Annotated in this window: 21 protein-coding genes; 8 read left to right on the top strand and 13 right to left on the bottom strand. The window is 41.0% G+C overall.

Annotated elements, in window-relative coordinates:
• Positions 1 to 49: 49 nt before the first annotated feature.
• The 3 genes from ypeB to EEL30_16490 all read right to left on the bottom strand — a co-directional run bounded on the left by ypeB (position 50) and on the right by EEL30_16490 (position 2,975).
• Positions 50 to 1,426 carry a germination protein YpeB gene (ypeB, locus tag EEL30_16500; GenBank protein QDX93755.1) on the bottom strand — a complete coding sequence of 459 codons (1,377 nt, stop codon included), beginning with the start codon at positions 1,424 to 1,426 and terminating at the stop codon, positions 50 to 52.
• A 30-nt stretch (positions 1,427 to 1,456) separates the two neighbouring features.
• A complete protein-coding gene (locus tag EEL30_16495; protein ID QDX93754.1) occupies positions 1,457 to 2,005 on the bottom strand; it encodes a spore cortex-lytic protein in 549 nt (182 codons plus the stop codon).
• 295 nt (positions 2,006 to 2,300) lie between these two features.
• Entirely contained in the window at positions 2,301 to 2,975 is a 675-nt protein-coding gene (locus tag EEL30_16490) for a protease PrsW (protein QDX93753.1), read from the bottom strand.
• Between the two features lie 88 nt (positions 2,976 to 3,063).
• Between EEL30_16490 and EEL30_16485 the strand changes: the two genes are divergently transcribed.
• Positions 3,064 to 4,035, top strand: coding sequence for an asparaginase (locus EEL30_16485; protein QDX93752.1), 972 nt, complete (start codon positions 3,064 to 3,066; stop codon positions 4,033 to 4,035).
• Between the two features lie 84 nt (positions 4,036 to 4,119).
• Here EEL30_16485 and EEL30_16480 read toward each other — a convergent pair whose 3' ends face one another.
• Positions 4,120 to 5,409 carry a Glu/Leu/Phe/Val dehydrogenase gene (locus EEL30_16480; protein ID QDX93751.1) on the bottom strand — a complete coding sequence of 430 codons (1,290 nt, stop codon included), beginning with the start codon at positions 5,407 to 5,409 and terminating at the stop codon, positions 4,120 to 4,122.
• A gap of 283 nt (positions 5,410 to 5,692) precedes the next feature.
• Between EEL30_16480 and EEL30_16475 the strand changes: the two genes are divergently transcribed.
• Positions 5,693 to 6,442: a PIG-L family deacetylase gene (locus EEL30_16475; GenBank protein ID QDX93750.1), complete on the top strand. Its 750-nt coding sequence runs from the start codon at positions 5,693 to 5,695 to the stop codon at positions 6,440 to 6,442.
• A gap of 71 nt (positions 6,443 to 6,513) precedes the next feature.
• Here EEL30_16475 and EEL30_16470 read toward each other — a convergent pair whose 3' ends face one another.
• From EEL30_16470 to EEL30_16445, 6 genes are all read right to left on the bottom strand, one after another.
• Complete coding sequence (locus EEL30_16470) at positions 6,514 to 7,107, bottom strand: genetic competence negative regulator (protein ID QDX93749.1); 594 nt, start codon at positions 7,105 to 7,107, stop codon at positions 6,514 to 6,516.
• Positions 7,108 to 7,690: 583 nt separating this feature from the next.
• Entirely contained in the window at positions 7,691 to 8,596 is a 906-nt protein-coding gene (locus EEL30_16465; protein QDX93748.1) for an NAD(P)/FAD-dependent oxidoreductase, read from the bottom strand.
• 68 nt (positions 8,597 to 8,664) lie between these two features.
• Positions 8,665 to 9,447 carry a LysM domain-containing protein gene (locus EEL30_16460; GenBank protein ID QDX93747.1) on the bottom strand — a complete coding sequence of 261 codons (783 nt, stop codon included), beginning with the start codon at positions 9,445 to 9,447 and terminating at the stop codon, positions 8,665 to 8,667.
• A gap of 22 nt (positions 9,448 to 9,469) precedes the next feature.
• Positions 9,470 to 10,060 (bottom strand): CPBP family intramembrane metalloprotease, encoded by a 591-nt coding sequence (locus EEL30_16455; GenBank protein QDX93746.1) that lies wholly within the window; start codon positions 10,058 to 10,060, stop codon positions 9,470 to 9,472.
• Complete coding sequence (locus tag EEL30_16450; GenBank protein ID QDX93745.1) at positions 10,057 to 11,679, bottom strand: RecQ family ATP-dependent DNA helicase; 1,623 nt, start codon at positions 11,677 to 11,679, stop codon at positions 10,057 to 10,059. Before EEL30_16450 ends, EEL30_16455 begins: the two co-directional genes overlap by 4 nt.
• The gene (locus tag EEL30_16445) at positions 11,664 to 12,776 is read right to left on the bottom strand and encodes a hypothetical protein (protein ID QDX93744.1); all 1,113 of its coding nucleotides are present in this window, start codon (positions 12,774 to 12,776) and stop codon (positions 11,664 to 11,666) included. The genes EEL30_16450 and EEL30_16445 overlap by 16 nt, the downstream gene beginning before the upstream one ends.
• Before the next feature lie 105 nt (positions 12,777 to 12,881).
• Between EEL30_16445 and EEL30_16440 the strand changes: the two genes are divergently transcribed.
• The 6 genes from EEL30_16440 to EEL30_16415 all read left to right on the top strand — a co-directional run bounded on the left by EEL30_16440 (position 12,882) and on the right by EEL30_16415 (position 19,355).
• Positions 12,882 to 13,808 carry a hypothetical protein gene (locus EEL30_16440; GenBank protein ID QDX93743.1) on the top strand — a complete coding sequence of 309 codons (927 nt, stop codon included), beginning with the start codon at positions 12,882 to 12,884 and terminating at the stop codon, positions 13,806 to 13,808.
• A 113-nt stretch (positions 13,809 to 13,921) separates the two neighbouring features.
• Complete coding sequence (locus EEL30_16435) at positions 13,922 to 14,131, top strand: ferredoxin (protein QDX93742.1); 210 nt, start codon at positions 13,922 to 13,924, stop codon at positions 14,129 to 14,131.
• A gap of 780 nt (positions 14,132 to 14,911) precedes the next feature.
• Positions 14,912 to 16,066: an alanine--glyoxylate aminotransferase family protein gene (locus EEL30_16430; protein ID QDX93741.1), complete on the top strand. Its 1,155-nt coding sequence runs from the start codon at positions 14,912 to 14,914 to the stop codon at positions 16,064 to 16,066.
• The gene (locus EEL30_16425; protein QDX93740.1) at positions 16,059 to 17,648 is read left to right on the top strand and encodes a phosphoglycerate dehydrogenase; all 1,590 of its coding nucleotides are present in this window, start codon (positions 16,059 to 16,061) and stop codon (positions 17,646 to 17,648) included. Before EEL30_16430 ends, EEL30_16425 begins: the two co-directional genes overlap by 8 nt.
• A gap of 132 nt (positions 17,649 to 17,780) precedes the next feature.
• Complete coding sequence (locus tag EEL30_16420; GenBank protein QDX93739.1) at positions 17,781 to 19,061, top strand: hypothetical protein; 1,281 nt, start codon at positions 17,781 to 17,783, stop codon at positions 19,059 to 19,061.
• Between the two features lie 15 nt (positions 19,062 to 19,076).
• Positions 19,077 to 19,355, top strand: coding sequence for a hypothetical protein (locus EEL30_16415; protein QDX93738.1), 279 nt, complete (start codon positions 19,077 to 19,079; stop codon positions 19,353 to 19,355).
• Positions 19,356 to 19,483: 128 nt separating this feature from the next.
• Here EEL30_16415 and EEL30_16410 read toward each other — a convergent pair whose 3' ends face one another.
• The 3 genes from EEL30_16410 to EEL30_16400 all read right to left on the bottom strand — a co-directional run bounded on the left by EEL30_16410 (position 19,484) and on the right by EEL30_16400 (position 22,725).
• Positions 19,484 to 20,749: an MFS transporter gene (locus EEL30_16410; protein QDX93737.1), complete on the bottom strand. Its 1,266-nt coding sequence runs from the start codon at positions 20,747 to 20,749 to the stop codon at positions 19,484 to 19,486.
• A gap of 114 nt (positions 20,750 to 20,863) precedes the next feature.
• Entirely contained in the window at positions 20,864 to 21,532 is a 669-nt protein-coding gene (locus EEL30_16405; protein ID QDX93736.1) for a hypothetical protein, read from the bottom strand.
• A 56-nt stretch (positions 21,533 to 21,588) separates the two neighbouring features.
• On the bottom strand, positions 21,589 to 22,725 hold the full coding sequence (locus EEL30_16400) for an HAD family hydrolase (GenBank protein QDX95794.1): 1,137 nt from the start codon (positions 22,723 to 22,725) through the stop codon (positions 21,589 to 21,591).
• Between the last annotated feature and the right edge of the window lie 38 nt (positions 22,726 to 22,763).

The following is a 22,763-nucleotide window of genomic DNA, read 5'->3' as shown; positions in this document are numbered from 1 at the left end:
CAAAGAAGTTTGCCCGTAGACAAACTTCTTTGTTCCCTCACTTATCCTCTTATGCATTTTCGCCTTGTTTTGGCATATTTTGTTCGCCTATTTTCATTTTTATTACATCCTCTTCTTCGCCTGTCTGCGCATTGATATAGATCATGTAGACATCATTCTCAAATTGTCCAGAAAACTCATACGCCAATACTTCTTTCCCGTTATTTTTACCCTGAATCATGGCTAGTCTAGAGTCAGTAATCTTAACATGTGGATTTATCATTGTTCTTGCTCGCTGGGCGGAGACTTTGGCTTTTGGAATGATGCGTTGCTTATGGTTAAATAAATATTCAACAGCATGGAAGCCATTTACATCTCCGTTATCAAGTGCGACTTTGACCGTTACGGAATCAGGATAGATGAGTACGTCTTCCACTTTTGGCACAAACGTAAATACCCCTAACCCTCCGTATGTATCTCGTTCCGTTGCTGCCATTTCACCGTACCCTTTTTCCTTCAGGAACTTCTTAGCACTCTTTTCCGCTTGATCCAAGTTAATTTTTACTTGTTTGACTTCCCGCTCGTTTAACAGCCAGACGACTTTTCCACCTTTTTTAGTAACATCCATATTAATTGGACTGGCATTATTTTTAGTAATGCGGATGCTGTAAGCGTTATATTGCATACCTTTTCCATTCTTTTCAACATCGACCTTGTCAGCCGATGCCATTTTTCCAACAAATTTTTTAGCAATGTCTCTCGCTTGCTGTTCATTAATTGTTTTTCCCGATATGCCCTTAATGCGTTGCTGACGCTTGGTTTCATTATTGTGTACGGTCATCCCCCATTCCATTTCAGGGAATTCCTGTACTTTTTTGTCAATGGTTTTAAATCCGTCAATGATGGTGTTATCACCTGGCTGCTCCTGTTTAGCAAGTGCCGTTTCCACATCCATCCAGCGCAATTTACTATCGAGAACCTTTGTTTGCACACCAGTCAACTCTTTTTGGATTTTTTTAGAGTTCTGATACAGTGCATTTAACGTTTTGTACTCTTTTTCGTTTAATGGATGCTGATTTAAATCTCGCACCGCTACCTCATAAGAAAAATCAGCTACCTTGGACAAAAACTCTTCCGTGCTATTAAATGGCATTAGAGTCAAGGGAAGTTGACCTACGTCATTTTGAGAGGTATAAGCTAGACGCCACACATTAGTCAGGCACGGAGCCAACTGCTTACGCGTATTTAATACAACAGATTTCCCTAATTCATCATGTAGTTTGTTAATATGAAAGTTCAAATCGTGAAAGGCCCTTTGATATTGATTTTCCGCTTTGATCAAGATACTATTCTTCTCATTATGCTCCTGATAGCCCCAGACACCAACACCGACCATTCCAACTAAACATACCGGAAACAGCACACGCGAAATTGCACCATAAACCATATCTAGATCCTCCTTCTTACGTTGAATTGGTTAGCGACAGAAAATATGTTTACCGATCTTTTTCACCTGAGGACGACCCCATATCCATTTGGATGTAGCCGTTTCTGGATTAAAATAATAGGTACATCCTTCTGTTGGGTCCCATCCTTTCAAAGCATCCTGTACCGCTTTTTTCGCATTTTCATTCGGCTCTAAGTAAATTTGTCCATCTGCTACCGCAGTAAAGGCACGAGGTTCAAAAATAACAGCGGATGGCGTATTGGGAAACGATGAGCTTTTTGTGCGATTTATGATAACAGCCGCAATCGCTACTTGCCCGATATAGGGTTCCCCCCGCGCTTCTCCAAACACAGCATTTGCCATTAACTTAAGGTCATTACCAGATAACTGTGAGGCTGAAAATGTTTTTTGTGCCGCAGTAGCAGCAACTGGTGTCGCTTGAGATTCAGCAGGTTGTTCTGTCTGTTTCTGCACCTCTTGCTGTTGATTAGTAGCAAGTAAAAAATAGAATGCCGTACAAATAACCACAACCGTGCTTGCAACCATAAGCCTCCATATTTTGACCTCATTACTCCTCATGTTTATTTCCTCCTTCAAACCGCTAAATTTCCTTTCCTCTTTGTATTGTTCGTGAGGGAAATCATGTTTATACAAAAAGAAAGAAGAGACCAGTAAATACCAGTCTCTTCATTCCCCCAAATGGGTAATATCAAATTGTTCCTGATTGTCGCAGATACATTGCTTAAAACCTGTGTCCACTTTTCCTTCTATACCTGGGCGACCACGCAAGATAAATTTTTCGCCACATTGGTTGCATCTTATCAGTATTTTAGATCGTTGAGTTTTGAACAAATACAGTCGCCCCCTCATAACTCTAGTGTGGACGATTCTGCATATTTTTAGAACTGATATCGTGAGCAAGTTCTACCTTTTTCATTCCAAACCACCAAAGTAGCGCCATGAACGGCACGACCATAAACAACCAATAATCAACCGACAGAAAAATAAGGTTGTAAATTGCGTGATAACACATCGGTAGCATTAAAGAGGCAAATAATAACCATAATGGTTTTTCATTCGCTTTTGCAAATTTAGCCCTACCCATGTAATAGCCCATATATATTCCAAATAACGCATGGCTAGAAACTGGTAACAGCGCGCGCCACATGGCAACCTGCTTTCCATTAATCACGAGATACAAAAAGTTCTCAAGCGTCGCAAAACCAAGGGAAACAGCCACGGCATACACAATGCCATCGTATGGCTCATTAAATTCAACATGTTTATAAGCGGTGTGGAACACGACTAACCATTTAAAAAATTCTTCCACAACCGCAGGTGAAATTACCGTGTTAAACCAGACGAAATCAATACCCCATTCATTTTGAAAAATATATTGCAACACCATTACAGGAAAGGCAAGCAAGATACCAAAAATAAAAGAGCGTATCACCATTGAAATTGGCTCCGGCTCTAAATTATCGCGCAAATAAAAATAACACAGCAAAGCAAGTCCTGGCGCCAAAGCTGCACCAATTAACGGAATCATATTTCTTGTTTGCTCCTTTACATAGGCTCCCTATTCATCGTACCATGAAAGATAATATATGAAAACCCGCAACAGGAGAGATATCCCAATGAAAAAAGTGCTAGTGATAAATACAGGCGGTACCATTGCAATGTCAGTAGAAGAAGGCACAGAAAGCGTGAAACCACTGGACGAACATGTCCTCGATGATAATCTTCCCTATTTAACTAAACATGCTGACGTTGTGATGAAAGATTTCGTTAACCTACCTAGTCCACACATGACACCAGCTATTATGAATCAACTGCGGGAATTCATTGAGCATGAGCTGTTACAGGATACTTACGAAGGGCTAGTTATTACTCATGGTACGGATACCTTGGAGGAAACAGCGTACTTCCTTGACCTTACCCTGCCAGTAACTGTACCCATCGTCGTGACGGGGGCGATGCGATCTAGTAATGAACTAGGGGCAGACGGACCTGTCAACCTAATTTCTTCCGTCCGCACCGCCATTGACCCAAGCAGTCGTAACAAAGGTGTACTGGTTGTCTTTAATGATGAAATCCATGCAGCACGACATGTAACTAAAACACATACATCAAATGTGGCTACCTTTCAATCTCCCTCTTATGGACCAATTGGTACCATCTCAAAAAAAGCTATTCAATATCACCACGCTCCCCTTTCACGCGAATTCTATGAAGTTTCGCATGCAAATGGCAATGTACCGCTTATTAAAGCGGTTACAGGAATGGACCCTGCGTGGTTAAGCTTTTTATTAGATCAACAAATTGATGGAATGGTGATTGAAGCATTTGGTTTAGGTAACCTACCACCAATGATTCTTCCCGTACTAGAGGAGCTGTTACAACAAAATGTTCCTGTTGTCGTTGTTTCTCGTTGCTACAACGGACAGGTACAAGATCTCTATGGGTATGAGGGCGGCGGAAGACAACTAAAAGAAATGGGCATGATCTTTTCAAATGGCTTAAACGGACAAAAGGCTCGATTGAAGCTGTTGGTAGCTTTGCAACAAACCATTGACTCAACAAAATTGCAAAATTGTTTTGATCACTAAGAGCTTGCAATTACATGTAGAATCAAGATCATAAGTTAAAAAAAGCCTTCTTGGCATTAAACCAAGAAGGCTTTCCATTTAACTTTATACCCATCCACGGAAACGAGATGCTTCCGCCATTTTACGGGCTCCCACCATGTAAGCAGCTAGACGCATATTTACACGACGTGTTTGAGAAGTTTGGTAGACGTTCTCAAACGAACGTACCATCACGCGTTCTAGTTTCTCTTCAACTTCTTCTTCTGTCCAATAGTAACCTTGGTTGTTTTGTACCCACTCAAAGTACGATACCGTTACACCACCAGAGCTAGCCAGTACGTCAGGCACCAATAGAATGCCACGCTCTGTCAAGATTTTGGTAGCTTCTAGTGTGGTTGGTCCATTGGCCGCTTCTACGACAATAGGAGCTTTAATGCTGTGAGCATTCTCAGCTGTGATTTGGTTTTCGATCGCAGCAGGAACGAGAATATCGCAATCCAATTCCAATAATTCTTGATTGGAAATGGTGTTGGTAAACAATTTTGTCACAGTACCAAAGGAATCGCGACGATCTAATAAATAATCAATATCCAAACCATTTGGATCGTATAGAGCGCCGTAAGCATCAGAGATACCTACCACTTTAGCACCAGCGTCATGCATAAATTTGGATAAATAGCTTCCTGCATTACCAAACCCTTGTACAACCACACGAGCACCTACAAGATTGATGCCTAGCTTCTGCGCTGCTTCACGAATGCAGATGGTTACCCCTTTTGCTGTAGCTGTTTCACGACCATGTGAGCCACCTAACGAGATAGGTTTACCCGTAATGAACCCCGGAGAGTCAAACTCACGAATGCGGCTATACTCATCCATCATCCATGCCATGATTTGTGAATTGGTAAATACATCTGGAGCCGGAATGTCTTTAGTTGGTCCAACTAATTGACTCACAGCACGTACATAACCACGGCTTAGACGCTCCAATTCCGGGAAGGACATTTCGCGTGGATCACAAATAATCCCACCTTTTCCTCCACCATAAGGTAAATCAACAATTCCCGCCTTCAAGCTCATCCATATAGAAAGCGCTTTCACTTCATCCTCTGTAACATCAGGATGGAAACGTATTCCGCCCTTTGTTGGACCAACAGCATCATTGTGTTGAGCACGATATCCTGTGAACACTTTTGTATCGCCATTGTCCATGCGAACTGGGATGCGAACAGTCAGGACTCGCAAAGGCTCCTTTAACAGTTCGTACATCGACTCTTGGTAACCTAGCTTTTCAAGCGCTTCCTTAATCACCGTCTGCGTCGAAGCTAAAAGATTCAAGCTTTCTTTTTGTTGCGCAGTCTCAGTGTTGTTGGTTACCATTTCGTGATTCCCCATTGTATAATCACCTCAAAAAGTTATGTTCGGTAAATCCATCGTTCAGTATACACGCTCAATTCCTGAAAGAGAAGCAAAAATTCTGCTTTTTCCTTATTTATAAAAACTTTCTAGAAAAAGCGGAAATTCTCTCTTCTCACTAAACTTTTCCTACAGCCAAAGCATACTCTTCTTTTGCTAAATTGAAAAGGGTTACGCGCTCATTAATGTGCTTCTTTTGTATTCGAATAAGGGAAGCTGTGTCATAATAACAATAGAAAAGGCTGTTAGGAGCGTGAATTTGTTGACACAAAAAGGAATTCTACTGATATATGCGCATCCAGACGATGAGACATTTGCCTCCGGTGCCACGATTGCATTTTATAAGGACCAAGATAACGTTCGTCAATCCCTACTCTGTGCCACGCGAGGTCAGGCAGGTAAAGCTGGAACCCCTCCTCTATGCACACCAGAGGAGTTACCATCCTATAGGGAAGCTGAATTACGCCAAGCCTGTGACATCTTAGGTGTGGATCGAGTTGCCGTATTAGATTATGAAGATAAACTAGTAGGCAATTCTCCTATAGAAGAGCTTGCTGCCCATATTAAAGCGATGATTGATGAAGAGCAGCCACAAATTTTAATTACTTTTGCTCCACACGGGATATCTGGTCATCCCGATCATATTGCCATGTCTAAAGCTACTCAGTATGTCGTTGACCACTTGTTAGAGGATACTTCTAGTGTTCGCAAGCTGTATCATGCCACCATACCATTATCAGCTCCTTTTACGAGCAAAAACGGGACAACTACCAATGGAGATTCACTGGAAGCCATTACAACTATCATTGATCAGCAGACATACAGAGACCAAATAGCTAAAGCATTATTAGCACATAAAACACAACATTTATCTGTAGAGCGTGTATTTCCAGGTATAACTGCTCATGATTATAAAAACGTGCCAACCACTAATTATTATCTATTAGCATGGCACAACTTGCCGAACTATCAACCTATACAAAAAGAAACCGACTTATTTGCCGGTCTCTAAAGTTGGAATGAGAGTAGAAAAAAGAAGGACACCGTACAACTCAAGTACATAGGTGTTCTTCTCTTTTTTCATTAACGAAAATATCGGGCTATTTCTTTAACCGCATCGTCGGGCATGATTGCCTTTCCGTATTCTTCCAACACATATACGGTAATAGGATTCGCCTCGCCATATTCCGATAAGATGGCAATCAGATGCTGGTAACGCTCTTGTTCAAGCTCTACGTCTTCTAATACAAGGTAGTATTTGTTCTGATAAGAATATAAGCTACCTCCATATGTTAAGAAGGCGTTGATACGGTGAGCTACCTCCACGACATGTTCAAAATCGCGGAAAGCATATATGATTAAGTCACTCTCTTCTAAAGTGACTTCCATTTCGTATACATCATCATCTTCATCATCTTTTTCTGTAGTGATTCCTGTTTTGCCACGAGTGACAATGACTACCATTCCTTGGGCAGGTAAAGCAAAAACTTCTACAGCGACTGGACCAGATATTTCAAATCCAAGCTCATCATAAGCCTGCTCCATCATATCATTAAACAGCTCATGAACTTTAGGAATGTCACGCCACATGTCTTCCTTTTCAATACCTCGCTCCGTAAGATCATCAAAGGTTAAAAAAATTCTTATCTTGTCTTGGCCAAGGCGTTCAACTCGCATGACTGTCCCTCCTCACCATCCAGTCCTATTACAACGTATGTTAAGAAGCCTGTAATTGTTCCGTACATACATCTATAAATAGAATACTCTGGCGTACAAAAATATCTGTTTTATTCTTACTAAGACAAACTCCCCTTTAGCTACAATCCTGCTGTAATAACGTTTCGTTCATTCTTTTATCATACCACATTGTGAGACAAGAACATAGATATTGAAGTTTTTCCTATGACTCTCTTTCCGACAGATATCATCTAATCTAGAGGAAAGCTGAAATATTCTTGTCAAATATTGCGCTTTCCCAGGAAAAGATAGACAACGTGACAAATCATTTACCTACCTATACGTAATATTCTAGCAGTTCATTGCACGGAAAAGAGAATATCCCTATCTGTTATGTATCTATTCAAAAGCAATGCATCATGCTCAATCTGAACTCATACTCCACAATATGCATAGGACAAAAAAAATGACGTTACTGCTTCCAGAAAACTTGTGAGCTTTTCCCGACGCTTGACTATCATCGTTGCTCATTCAAGTACGGAAGATCATAACGTCTCTAAACCTGCCTATAATCATGTTATTCTTACGTAAGTTCTAACAATCGTTTGTGTATCCAAATAGCAGCTTGCGACCCTTCCCCCATCGAGATAGTTACTTGCTGGGAATGCGCATTGATGTCTCCTGCTGCCCAGATATTACGGTGACTCGTTTCCTTAGTTCGCGGGTCTACCTGAACATGACCTTGGTTCAAAAGCTGAATATGAAAAGCTTGTAATAAGTCTGAATTCACATGCGCTCCGGCAAAAGCTAAAAACCCTCGTTCTACTGTTATCTCTTCACCCGAACGTAATTTTACAGATGACAAGAAGCCATTCTGCTGTTGTAAGGAGAGAATCTCTTCATATCTGTAGCATTTCCCCCATTCTTTAGCCATTATTTGATCATCTTTATCTAGTAATGTTAGCGAATGATTGATGACAACAATATCATTTGTGTAATACGTCAATTCCTTTGCCATTTGCAAAGCTTGCTTACCAGATCCAATGACAACTGTACGCTTTTTTTGCACTTCATAGCCGTCGCAATCAGGACAAATGTAAATAGATTCGCCTAGACATTCAACCAAACCCGCAATGGCTGGCAGGGGATCAGTAATTCCCGTTGTAATCAGCAATGTCTTGGCCATAAAGGACTCCTCGTGCTCCCGTGTGGTTACACAGAAGACATGCTCCTGATTCTGTTCACAAAATGTAGCCTCACCTTGAATAAACGTAGCACCAAAACGTTTGGCCATCTGTTCGCCTTGCATTCTTAGCTCCATTCCACTAACACCCTCTGGATAACCCAATATGTTACGGTATTTGCGAGCTAAGACCGATCTTCCCGTTTTTTTATCAATAACCAATACCTTATGTAAGCTTCGCGAGAGCTGAATGGCGGCTTGTAAGCCAGCAATCCCGCCTCCAATCACGATAGTGTCGTAAATCATGAGTACCTCCTAACAGTTTCTCTCTCTAGAGTAACCATTTTAGGCAGTTTACATGATTAGCTTTTTTACTAATCCACAGGGATGTATAGTGTTTTTCCTTCAAGCAACGGTGCTTCGGTATTAAGTCCGTTAAAATTTGCGATCCGTTCTACTCCGTTGTTGCTACCGTAGTAGGTACGGGAGATCTTATGCAAATTATCTCCCTTTTTTACTTTGTACAATTTGCTTTTTATTTTTTTTTCAGATTTGATTTCTGTCTTAGCTGCTTCTGGTTTGTTTGATGGTTGAACTGTAGCTGGGCTCGCCTTCTTGTCAGCAGATGTGTTATTTGCGGGCGGGGTGGAGTTACCAGCAGGTATAGTAGTGCCTATTCCCGGCGCTGGCTTACTTGTTGCTATAGGTTCTTGGTTCCCCAGATTCTGCTGAATACCCGTTATAGCTAGGTTTGACTGATCCGTTCCTTCCCTATTTACAAAAGGTTCGGAACTTGTAGCTGGATTTCCTGTTCCCGAAGCGACTGCATCTTCTTGAACATGATTTTCGGTATAGCCTACAACCGATTGAGCTGAATTCATTTCCTTACATAAGAACCAAACGCCCACTACGACCACAGCACCGGCTAATGGAACAATCCACTTCCATCCCCCACCACTTGCGAGTTTAGTCGACGCTTTCGGTTGTTCACCACGTACTTCTCTTTCACTATCCATTGTTTTCTTCTCTGTGCTTACTTGATTTAATTGCTTTTTTGGTGCTTGTTTTCTACTTTTCATCCTTGTTTTTCTTGGTGGTAAGCCATGCAAGGATTCCTGTTGCTCTTCCATTTGCTTACCAACATCTCGACGTGCCATCTTTTTTCCTCCCTTTTTTCCATCACGTATCTTCATGTGAGTCTGTAGGCTTTGAACCGTATTTTAAAAATAGTGCAAGAACGAAATTGATAGTAGCATGAGCAAACATAACTGTAATCAGACTATTGGTCCAAGTAAAAAGTACACCTAGCAGATAGCTTGTCAGAAAAACCATCCCAATTAGAATAGGTTTTCGTAAATATCTAAAATGAATAGCGGTGAAGAATAAGCTTGTCCAAATATTACCAAACAACTCATATACTACACCCCGAAAAAGCCATTCTTCACTAATTCCAACGGCAACACAGAGTAAAAACGTGGTGGGAATGGGCAACGTACGAAAAATTCGTTCATTCATCCCACCATCATCTACCCAGTTGGGTGGTACTGTCTTTTCAATAACGATATTACTGACCACGACAAAAATAACCAGAATAGCTGCATATCCGAAATAAATAGGTTTTATAGAAGAAAACAGTTGCCACAGTTCCATATTGGTATAAACAAACCATGAGCTTACTAAAGCAATAAAGAGAACAATGCCTTGTGTAAGCCATAGATTTAGTAGTAGCGTACGGTCATCCAACTGATCTACTTTGTTGTTTTTATTCACAAGGAAGTCGCGCCCCTCTCGTCCGGTTGTCTGTACGGCAACAATCGCTCCAGGGCTTCTCGTAGATTCCAAGCTGATTCTTGGACTAGCCTTTCCGTCTTTGTAGATTCTAGATAAAGGGTGGTGGTGATCCCACAGGCTCTACAGCATGATTCTGGTTTGTCTATCAGCCTTTCTCCAAAATAGGCTAGCAATGATTCACGATAACAACCAGTTGATTGAATCCACTCCTGCATATTACCCAATTTCGCATATTTTGAACGCTTCACTAGCTGGATTCGTTGCTTCATGTCAGCAAGGATTGACTGCGGATCATGAGGTTGTAACCAGTAGGTATATCCGCTTTTTCCTTGTTGAACGCGACTAACAGCTCCTGCCTCCTGCGCATAGTAAAATAAAAACCTCGTTACATTTTCACCGATCCCAATGGCCGTAAATAGTTCCTCATGGGTTATTTTTTGTTCATGGCCAGCACTCGCGGTAACAGTAGAAGCAGATACATGAAAAGGGGCCCGAAGCAATTCCAAAAATCGATTAAGCTCTTCATCTGTTGGATATTCATTTTGGAAAAGGCGGTGATGAATATGCACATCCTCCTCCTGTACGTAAAGACAAGCATATCCTGGTTGTTGATCACGCCCAATACGTCCAACTTCCTGCGTGTAAGCCTCTACGCTTGCTGGTAAATGATAATGGATAACAAAACGGATATCCGACTTGTCTATTCCCATCCCAAACGCATTTGTAGCAATAATCACATCCAGTTGATTCGCGATAAACTGCTCTTGAATTAAAATACGTTCCATCGGGTTCATTCCGCCATGAAAGCCACTTACTCGCTGAATACCTTCCTGTTGACATAACAATACGAGCTGGTCTACAGCCTGCCGCGTGCTACAATATATGACTCCCGGTTTTTGGCACTCGCGTATCTGAGTAAGTAATCGTTCTTTCTTGTCGACATCATCATTTGTGAGGTATAGATCATAAGCGATGTTAGAGCGGTTGACACTGAGACGAATCTGATTGTCCATCGAAATATCAAATAAGTGAGCAATCTCTTGCGCTACGCTATAAGTGGCAGTCGCCGTCACAGCTAATACAGGAGGCTGCCCCAGTGCTTTGATCAGAGATGGCAATTTTAAATAATCTGTACGAAAATCATGTCCCCATTGTGATATACAATGTGCCTCATCAATCGCTACAAAGGACACACCCCGTTTTTGAAGTAGACGGATGATGGCGGGTTGTTGAAGTTTTTCTGGAGAAATGTAGACAAGCTTGTATTTACCCGCTTCCAATTCATCTATTACAAGACGAATTTCGTCGCGATCCAAGGAACTATTTATGTAAGTCGCTAGCCGATGTCCGTTTTTTAACAGTTGCTGGACCTGATCGACCATCAAGGAAATTAACGGGGAAACCACTAGTGTGATGCCGGGAAACAGATAGGCGGGGACTTGGTACGTAAGCGATTTCCCCCCACCTGTTGACATGATGCCGAGCACGTTTTCACCCTGTAAGATTCGACTGATAATCTCTTCCTGTCCAGCACGAAACGTGGCATGACCAAAGTGCCGTTGTAAGATAAGACGAATTTTCTTCATATTTGTTTCCATGATGACGCTCCTCTTAGGGCTAAAGCTAAGCGTATCTGCAAATAGCTGTAGTTATGACCCAATTCATCCTTTAATAAGCGCAAGCGTTTCGTTTGTAATCGATTGCTTGCTTCTTGCACGAATTGAATTTGTGGATTGCTTACCCAACGCTCATACTTACATGGTAAAGCCATTAAGGCCATTTCAATCAAATGGTCCTCTACGGTATTTAACTTAATAGCACGTCTGGTAGCAATTTCATCTAGTGACATGTCTTTCTGTAGCATTTTATATGTTTCCCAAGCGCTCATACTGATTGGTGGCTTTTGTGCTGATTGAAGCTGACATAGTTTTTGTAACAAAACATATTGTCCAGATTCGTTTTCTTTTACCTCACAATACATGCTACTCCAAAGTGAAAGCAATTTTACTTCTGTCAGAAGTACTGATTCGTGAAAATAATAGGCAATTTGTCGAGAAGTGAGACCTACTTGAGAAGCTCCTGTCCATTGCAGAAAAAACTGTTGTTGCAAGCTTGGATCAAGTTTATCCATAACCAAAAACAGTTCATTTGCCAACCCATCCAGCCAAGCAGCTCGATCCGCCGTTTCTAGCAACAATTGCTTTATTCTACGTTGAATCTCTTTATTTTGCACAATCGGGGAAAAATGAGTGTTGTCATACAAAAGCTGTGAGATAGTCTGAACCATGAGTAACACTTGCAAGCGAAACAAGGTTGCTTCCTCTGTTATCAATATCCCATTAATTCCAGATAACCAACGTTCCAATTGATATATTTCTTTTTGTTCAGATAGGTGTTCATAACCAGAACTAGTTAGTTCAAAGCTGGATGTTATATTCTTTTGCGATGTGTTAGTCGTTGTGACCCACTCTTTTTTCAAGAGATTTTTCATGATTTGCTCCCATAGCCCTCTTGAAATCCAAGGAAAAAGCCGATAATAAGAATGGAGGTTAAAATTATTCACATCCTGCCATACTTGATTAGCTTTCCGGCCTTTTACCATGTAGTAGAGAGATTGTGGAGTTCGTTCCCCTTGCAATACAGCTAGTCCATTTAAAATGAGGGCTTCTAAAAAGTGGAAATCTTGTTCCTCCATGGATCAAAGTTTCTCCTTCACGTTTGGTTACTCTATCTTAAATTCTATCATTCTAAACAAAGACAAAATGATTGTAATGTTTTTGCTTTAGACGGAGGGATACTTATGACAAAGCGTTTGTCCAAGCACGAATACATCGTTACATACATGATTATCTTATCATTAACTTGTCTGGTTGTCGGTTTTTTTTGGGGAGCTAACGTGGTTCAATCTAAAATGAACCAACAACTAACCCAACTCCAGCAATTGACCCAACAAACTCACAATCAGGAACAGCTCATTCGAGAAAAGAAGCTATACCCCGAGCAAGATTTCACCAATTATTACTACAGTTTTTATGAACCACTCAGCACTTTTAAAAATGATTATTTTTATTATGTAGCCAACTTACAAGGAAAAACAGCGGTAGAACAAAAAGGTGTTCATGACCAACTCAAACAAGTGGTACAAGCTAAGATTAAACAGCTAGAAACAGTCTATATCGGAGAAAATTCTCCGTTGTTGGTTGCGTCCAGAAATCAATATTTAGATAGCCTACACACCTTACATAAGAGTCTAACTCAAGCTATGGCAGATACAAAAGGCAATGAATACTCCTCCGAAGACATTGCAGCCTTGCGTCATACCATACCGTTTCAATCCGAATATCTACAAGCCCAAACGAAATTTTATCAAGCCATTGCTATGTGGGAACAAATTTATGTACTTCAACACTCTATCGGAGATGTTGATGTTAATTCATTGACATTTGCAGCATGGGATACACTTCCCTTCCATTATCGCAATTACATTTCTGCCCGATATATGGAAAACATCAGAACCATGCCTCAATTCTTCCCTCATGATTTGACGGCATCTATCGACTCTCGTTTAAAAAATAAAGAGACAGTGAAGTTGGGCTGGCAAAACATCTCGTTTGGTGTTAATGTATTGATTGCAAGCAATGGAGTACATGCTGGAGACTTTGTACAATTAAACAAAAATCTCTATCCCGTCCTAACATTGCCCGAAGTGCCGATTTATAATAAATAATCGTGTTCTCGGTACATATTTAGACGCGATTCATTCTTGTAATCGGCATAAAGTAATTATACAATAATTGTGTAGGCTGGACGTACTATCAAGGGGCAGGAGGTGAAACCATAATGACTACATGGGTAGATAAAGATACCTGTATTGCGTGTGGAGCCTGTGGCGCCACAGCTCCTGACGTATTTGATTACGATGATGAAGGTTTGGCGTTCAACACGATTGACGACAATACAAACACTGCTGAGATCCCTGATATCTTACACGATGATGTTCGTGATGCAGCAGACGGTTGCCCAACTGACTCTATTAAAATCGATGGTTAATCGATTGCAATCAAATAAGGAAGTTTAAAACCACTTAATCACTGCTCGAGCAGTATAAGTGGTTTTTCTTCTGTTTAACTCTTGTTTTCCCCCTATCAATCTTCTTTTTTGTGCGCTACGCACACCCCCTAAAAACCGAATGTTTGTCCCTAACATTTTTCATTTCAGCACACTCTCCTTCTCTTTTTCACATCTCATTTTCATTGATTTTCCCCATTTGTCTCCCTTATCCCAATTCTTCTTCCTATTTCCTTCCGTTTACAAAAACCGTACATTCATGGGTTTTTACCCTTTTATTTTTTTACCTCTTCCACTGATTCACGAACAACCATGCTACCACTTTAAAAAACGTTCTTTCTTTTTCTATTTTTCTGCTTGACGCTACTGTTGTACGGTGATAAAGTAAATTCTAACTTTAACAGCTACATACGAAACAACGTTGACGAAGAGATGCTTTTACAGGAAATCCCCAGAGAGCCGGTGGTTGCTGCGAACCGGTGATTCCTTTGAAAGATAAGCACTTCCGAGTTGGCAAACCCAGCCCGCTTGCGGTCGTAGGTTTGAACGGATGATCCGTTATCTCTCAGGTCTTGTTACCTGGTAAGGTTCTTTTTTGCGAAAAGAAGAACAAATGAGGGTGGTACCGCGAATCTAACTTCTCGCCCCTCACTACATGATGTATTTGTAGTGGGGAGGCTGAGAAGTTTTTTTATATGCTAAAAAAGCAAGATTCTAGGCGTAAATAAATGAAATAGAGATATTTTTAGGAGGATGAGAACTATGTTCGAAGAGAAAATCATATTACGTATTCCAGGTCCTACTCCGATTCCCCCACGTGTGCAACAAGCCATGACCCGTCCGATGATCGGCCATCGTAGTGGGCAATTTTCTAAGATTCTATCTGATGTAGCTGAGAAAATAAAACCTGTTTTTGGCACCACTCAGCAAGTGTACGTACTAGCAGGAAGCGGTACAAGCGCCTTGGAAATGAGTGTAGTCAATACCTTACAAGCCGGGGATGAAGCAATCGTGACTATTAGCGGTGCTTTTGGCGAACGATTCGCAAAAATCTGCGAACGTTACAATATCATAGTCCACCGTTTAGAAGTTGCTTGGGGAGAAGCTATTACCCCCGAACTCTTACAAGATTTTCTAACCCAGCATCCCATGGCAAAAGCGGTTTTTGCCACCTATTGCGAAACGTCTTCTGGTGTTTTAAATCCGATTCCTGAGCTATCACAGGTCGTCAAGACACACAGCAACGCTTTATTTATTGTAGATGCGGTCAGTTGCTTAGGAGCTGTACCTTGCGAAATGGATGAATGGGGTCTAGATATCGTCGTAACAGGTTCACAAAAAGCATTCATGCTACCTACCGGACTTGCTTTTATTGCAGTAAGTGAACAGGCTTGGAAACGTATTGAACAAATCACCCCACAAGCCTTCTATCTTGATCTAAAAGCATATCGCAAAAGTATGGCAGAGCAAACAACGCCTTATACTCCGGCTGTATCACTCGTGTTCGGACTAGAAGAAGTGGTAGCAATGCTTGAAGAAGAAGGACTTCCTCAGGTATTTGCCCGGCATGAGCTTATGAAAGAAATGACACGTGCTGCTATGAGGGCATTGGGATTGCCGCTAATGACAGATGATGTGTACGCCTCTCCAACTGTTACATCCGTAGATCCTGGCGATTTATTCGATGCTGAGGAACTACGTAAGATATTGCGCACCAAGTATAATGTGATCATTGCTGGTGGACAGCAGCATGTAAAAGGTAAGATATTCCGCATTGGTCATATGGGTTATTGTGATCCACAAGATATGTTAACTGTTATTGCTCTCATTGAAATTGCCTTAAAACAGATTGGTTATGAAATTACATTAGGCGCTGGTGTATGTGCAGCTCAGGAGGTGCTGATTCAACATGGATAAATTCAGAGTATTAATAAGTGATCCACTAAGTGAACAGGGTATTGTGCAATTGCTGAACGCTCAGGATGTGATCGTTGAACAAAAAACAACTTTGTCCCCAAGTGATTTACTTGGGATCATCGGAGAATACGACGCTTTACTTGTGCGAAGTCAATCACAAGTGACGGCTCAATTAATTCAAGCGGCTAAGAAACTAAAAGTAATTGGTCGCGCAGGTGTTGGCGTTGACAATATAGATATTAACGCTGCAACGGAAGCAGGTATTGTCGTCATCAACGCACCCGATGGTAATACGATTTCCACTGCTGAGCATTCCTTTGCGATGCTAATGGCAGTTGCTCGTAACATTCCACAAGCTCACAAAAGGCTAGTTGATGGAACATGGGATAGAAAAAACTTTCAAGGTGTAGAGCTCCACAATAAAACCTTAGGAATTATCGGAATGGGGCGCATTGGTTCCGAAGTTGCAAAACGAGCAAAAGCTTTTCAAATGAACGTGATTGGTTACGATCCTTATCTGACAGACGAACGTGCCCAGAAGATTGGCGTAACAAACGGTACTGTCGATGACATCGTTACACAAGCAGACTTTATCACCGTGCATACCCCATTAATGAAAGAGACTAAACATATTTTAAGCGACAAGCAATTTGCTAAAATGAAACCAACAGCTCGTGTCATCAACTGCGCACGAGGAGGAATTATTGATGAAAAAGCTTTATTGCATGCTTTAGACAACGGACTGATTGCCGCAGCGGCACTTGATGTATATGAAGAGGAGCCTCCTGTCAATAATCCATTGGTAGGTCATCCACGAGTTGTTACAACTCCTCATTTGGGCGCCTCTACTGTAGAAGCTCAAGAGAACGTTGCCATTGACGTTTCCGAAGAGTTACTTAAAGTACTGCGTAACGAAGCCTTCAAAAACGCAGTGAATCTACCTACTGTCGACGCTCATCTGATGGAACGCGTACAACCTTTCTTTACACTGGCAGAAAAATTGGGACAATTCTTGGCACAATTAACGATCGGAGCTTTACAAGAAGTTAAAATTACCTATAGTGGTGAATTGTCAGAGATGAGCACCTCTCCCCTCACTCGCACTATTTTAAAAGGGTTATTGGCTTATCGATTAGGTGCCGAAGTTAATTACATTAATGCACCCTATTTAGCAAAAATTCGCGATATCTCAGTTACTGAAGAAAAATCAACAATTTCTCGTGGCTTTACAAGCTTAATTACCGTGACACTCCGCTCCAATCTGGAGACACGAACCATTGCCGGTACCCGCTTAAATGGCTTCGGTGACCGAATCGTCAAAATTGATCAATCTACCATTGATGTGCAACCTTATGGTTATCTATTGTACGTTCAACACCATGATCGTCCGGGTGTTATTGGCTATGTTGGCAGCGTGCTGGGTCAAAATGGTGTCAATATCGCAACCATGCAGGTAGGTCGTAAAGATGTTGGTGGAGATGCTATCATGATGCTTGCCGTTGATAAACCACTTAGTGCTGAACTGTTAGATGAACTAGGTCAATCCCTAGAAATCTCTAGCGTAACGCAAATTGAGTTGTAACATGTAAGAATCAGAGTAAAAGTATAGATTTCCAAACGAACAGCCAAACTGGTAGAGATTCTGCCCTTTTGGCTGTTTTTACCCAATAAATAGACTCAAGTAAAAAACGTAAAATGATAGGAGGATGTCATCATGGGCAGCCAAGCTTATCTTGCACTTACGTTCTTTTCACTTACGTATGCATGTATCATCAGCGAGAAAATTCATCGAACGATAATTGCGATGGTTGGTGCTGTCCTGCTGATTATAACAGGGATCGTAAGTCAGGAGCATGCACTGCATTACATTGATTTTAATACACTCGGACTTCTCATTGGCATGATGATCCTAGTAGCAATCACATCTAAAACCGGCGTTTTTACGTATATGGCTATTAAAGCTGCAAAATTGGCAAATGGCAGGCCAGCCACGATTCTCATCTATCTTAGTCTAATTACAGCGCTGGCTTCTGCCTTTTTAGACAACGTAACCACTGTATTACTGATTGTTCCCATTACTTTTAGCATCGCTCATTCCCTTAGAGTAAACCCTATTCCCTATCTGATTAGTGAAATTCTGGCGGCTAATATCGGAGGTACAGCAACATTAATTGGTGATCCACCTAATATCATGATCGGAAGTGCTGTTCCAGAGTTAGATTTCACGGCTTTTCTGACAAACTTGGCTCCTATCATTGTAGTAATCATGAGCGTAACGCTTAGCTTCTTGTATCTCATATATCGTAAGCAATTAGTAACAACCCCAGAGCTACAAGCAAAAATTATGGAGTTGAATGAAAAAGAAGAATTGACTGACACTCGCTTATTAATCAAATCCCTTACTGTGTTAGGTCTCACAATCGCTGGTTTTGTTATCCATGACCTGGTAGGTTTAGAAACGGCTACCATCGCCCTAACAGGTGCTTTCTTCTTATTATTGATAACCGGTGAGAATTATCTAGAGGGCGCTTTGTTACAAGTAGAATGGACAACCCTGTTCTTCTTTATTGGGCTATTTATTTTGGTAGGTGGATTAGTCGAAACAGGAGTAATTGATTTATTGGCGAAGAACGTAATGTCGCTCACAGGCGGAGAAGCTATGAGTTCAGCTTTTCTCATTCTCTGGTTAAGTGCTATCGCTTCAGCTTTCGTCGATAATATTCCATTTGTAGCCACCATGATACCTCTGATTAAAGGGTTAGGTCATTTGGGTATACAGAATATAGAACCTCTTTGGTGGAGTTTATCACTCGGAGCATGCTTAGGCGGAAATGGAACAGTTATCGGTGCTAGTGCTAATGTCATTGTGATCGGTCTGGCAATGAAAGATGGTTACCGTATTTCTTTTCTAGGTTTCATGAAAGTCGCATTTCCACTCATGCTCCTCTCTATTTTGATGGCCAATCTCTATCTGTATCTCATTTATTTTATGTAAAAGGAGGAAAAAACCATGATTACGTATACGTATAACGAAACATTCATACACATTGAAGAAACGGAAAACGAGAAAGACGTCACCTTTCGTGTAGTAGTAAAATCGGAGCTTATGCGCGACCGCGTTAAAGAATTGCGTAACTATCTAAACAGTGACAATGATTATACAGACGCTTTATTTTACACGGATCAACAAGGCGTCTTTGAAATTATCGTCCGTAATGATTCCTATTTGAGATTTTTAACAGAAGCCTTCCGCTTTCATTGCTTGGAGTCTTTGAGGTGGAACGAATAGTACGACCGCAAAAAGGTAATATCCAGATACAAAAAAGATAAAAGCCAAGTGCTTAGGAATAGAATCCTTCCCTTGGCTTTTTTGGTTTTTTAACATAAACTTTACCAATACGAAAATTTTGTTTTTGTTTACGTTTTCACTCGGTACCTTCTCATCTTACGCATAGAACCAGAGCCATCATCTTCTTTTTTTGTTGTTTTCTCCGATGGTTTAATAGCAAATAAGGAGAGAATAGCTGCCACTAAACAGATTCCCGCTACTGTCAAAAATAAAACGCGATGCGAAAATGTAATCAAATAGGCAAAGATTGGCGGACCAAAGGCAACCCCAACGAACCGAGCACTATTATACAACGACGTAATGGTTCCTCGCTCTTCTTTTTCAAAGCGTTTTGTAAGTAAAGCATCTAGACTTGGAAGCGTCGCACCAATTCCAGCACCACTTACACATAAAAGGATGATTAACAGATAAATGCTCTGCGACTGAGCAAAGCTAATCCAGAGCATGCTGCCCAACAAGAACAACATGCCCGAAAAAGAAAGCCATTTCATCAATGTCTTATTTTCTCCAATAACTCTCCCCGTCAAGTAGGACACAAGGCACAACGCGGCTAATGGTATGGCTAGAATAAGTCCTTTTTTTATTCCTTCCCATTTATACTGATCCTCTAATACCGACGATAAATGAAAGAGAACTCCAAATAACACAAACATGGAGATACATCCAATTGCAAAAACCGCATATAACCAGCGACCCTCTGCATGAAAAATGGAAAAAATGGACGCTTTACATTCTTGAAAGCTTTTTGGTTTTTGTCTCTCTTTAGGAACTTTAACAAAAAAAGCTACTAACAAAAGAGATACCAGACAAAAAATAGGTGTCGCAAAAAAGGGTAAATACCAGATCAGCGATGCTAACCATGCGCCTAAGACAGGAGAAAGTACTTTGCCAAAGGTATTGGATGTTTCAATAATACCTAGACCAGAGCTAACTTCCGTTTTATTACGAAACATATCCCCAATCAACGGCATAACAATGGGAAAAGCTCCAGCCGCCCCTACTCCTTGCAAAGTACGACCAACTAGTATCATCATATAAGGATTAGCCATCTTCCAAGCCGCCCATCCTGATAGCAAACCACCCAGACCAGCAATAATTAAACTAGGTATGATAATTGTTTTTCTACCAATGCGGTCTGACAAAAAACCTGCCAAAGGAATAAGTAAAATAGCTACCACAGAATACGTAGTAATTAGCATACTGGCTTGTAAAGGAGAAATTCCCAGTTTCTTTTCCATAATTGTCAATACTGGTATGAGCATGGAATTACCTAATGTCATTACAAGGGGAATTGATGCAACAGAGATAAGATCCCACGTTTTTTTGTCTTCCATATTAGATTAGCCATTTACCTTTCCGAACACGGATATAGAATGATCACATACTTTCATTTACTATTCCTTTCATAGGAGGTTAGTTATTAATGGTAAATATTGGATGTATATAGTTTACTTTTTCTGTTGATATCTTTGAGAACACCGACATTCTTGCTGGTATTCTTTCTTTGAGATATTACGCTTTTTAGAGATCCCTGCCAGAGAAACTAAGTCTATTCGATCTCGTATGACTAGTATTACGGCATCATAAGGTGGATGATGATACTCCTTGCCATACGTCATCACTTGTACTGTCACCTCAAAAAAAGGTATGTTACTATCTCCCAGTCGTTTAATCGCTACGATTTTTTCACAGCCAAACTGTCTTTGCAGGGTCTCTCCTATGAGATTTACATAACGATTAATGAGTGCTCCTTCCAATAATTGCTCACGATACTCTTCCTTGCAATTGGAAATAGATGCAGATTTATCGATTGCAAGTCCTGATGAATTAGAAGGATGAGAACCTTTGGAAGTGCTTAAAATACACAAGGTACTTGAGATATCCAAACCACTTGCTACATGATTCAAAGAACTGGAATCCTTACAACCACTGGTAGCTTTAAAACAACTTAGGGTACCCACTATACAAGCAACCCCCAAAGCTAATACTACTTTTTTACCTAAGCCCGTTCGTTTCATCTTTTCATCACCATTTTTATCATATCCACAAAAAGAAAAGGGCATGTAAAAACAACCGTAGTTGTTTACATACCCTTTTACAAATTGATGATTTATCATACATTCCACATAGCAGTCTGTTGTGCTATGACACTAACTTGATACTACTATTTCCATCAAAACGCAATCGTAGAAATCTCACTTACATCACGCAAAATAAATTCTGCATTTTCTTGTTCAAACTTCTCTCGCGCTTCTTCACCCGACAACCCTGTCAACGTAGCGGCAAACTGACAACCAATCGACCTAGCTGCCATAAGATCAGCAACGGAATCTCCAACAACAAGCAGGTTCTCACGTTCTTCCTGCGTTAATTGGCAGGAAAGTGCCGCCGTCACACCGCTCCCTCTCGTCAAATAACCTTGAAAGTAGCAGTATGGATGTGGCTTGGAGAGTGGAGCGGCTTCTGGGTATTCCTGTTCAGCTCCCAATACATGCGAAGCCGTTACAATACAATCTGGCTCAAAGAAATCCAGAATCCCTAGTTCTTTGAGCGGAACATACGTTTCAATAGAAGGACGTCCTGTGCCTATCCCTAAACGATAGCCACGATCACGTAAGCCCTGTAGCACTCCTTGAATAACGGCTGGATCCACGATTGGAATTTCGTCTGACAAAAACCCTTTTTTCCCTAACTGATGCGCTGTTCTACCAATGGAGTCAGCGATCAGAGCGTCACCCAGATACCATTCTTGGAACGTCTCTTGGCAAAGCTCCCACAGTGAGCTAGTTCGTGCAAAAATACTTGTTTTAATTCCACACTTGTCATAAGCAATCTGGTTTAGATACAGCAGCATTTCGCTCTTCTCTACATTTCCTTTTGAAAAATCTGTAACAAAAGCAGAATAATCAGGAGAAAAGGAGAGCTTTTCCGATCTCAACAAAGCTTGTATGTTTCTGATCTCTTCTCGACCAATTTGATTTGTCAACAACACACGAACTTCTTCTGGTTTCGTTTCTTTCAATTTTGAAGCAAGACAAATAAGTTGGTAAGAGACAACCAAGTACACCATATCCCAGTTCGAGTTAATCCCTTGCCCTTTCATAAAGGCCAGCACTTGGTCATCCGCAAAAACATCAGAACGTACACGTCTAATCTCTTTTTCGACAGGAGCAGGTACAAAAACCTGTCCCTCTATCCCGATATACTTCTCGCTAAACAACATTTCCCAAATCGTCAGAGCAGAAGCATCAAAATATCTCTCTTCGCTTAGGAAAACACCATCCACATCGAACAAAATCGTTTTGCTCATCCCAAAAAAACACTCCATTCTCTCATCCATCTTACTCT

Source organism: Brevibacillus laterosporus (assembly GCA_007833815.1).
Taxonomy (GTDB): domain Bacteria; phylum Bacillota; class Bacilli; order Brevibacillales; family Brevibacillaceae; genus Brevibacillus_B; species Brevibacillus_B laterosporus_D.
The sequence above is the reverse complement of the archived record's forward strand: the minus strand, read 5'-3'. Positions and strand labels throughout refer to the sequence as shown.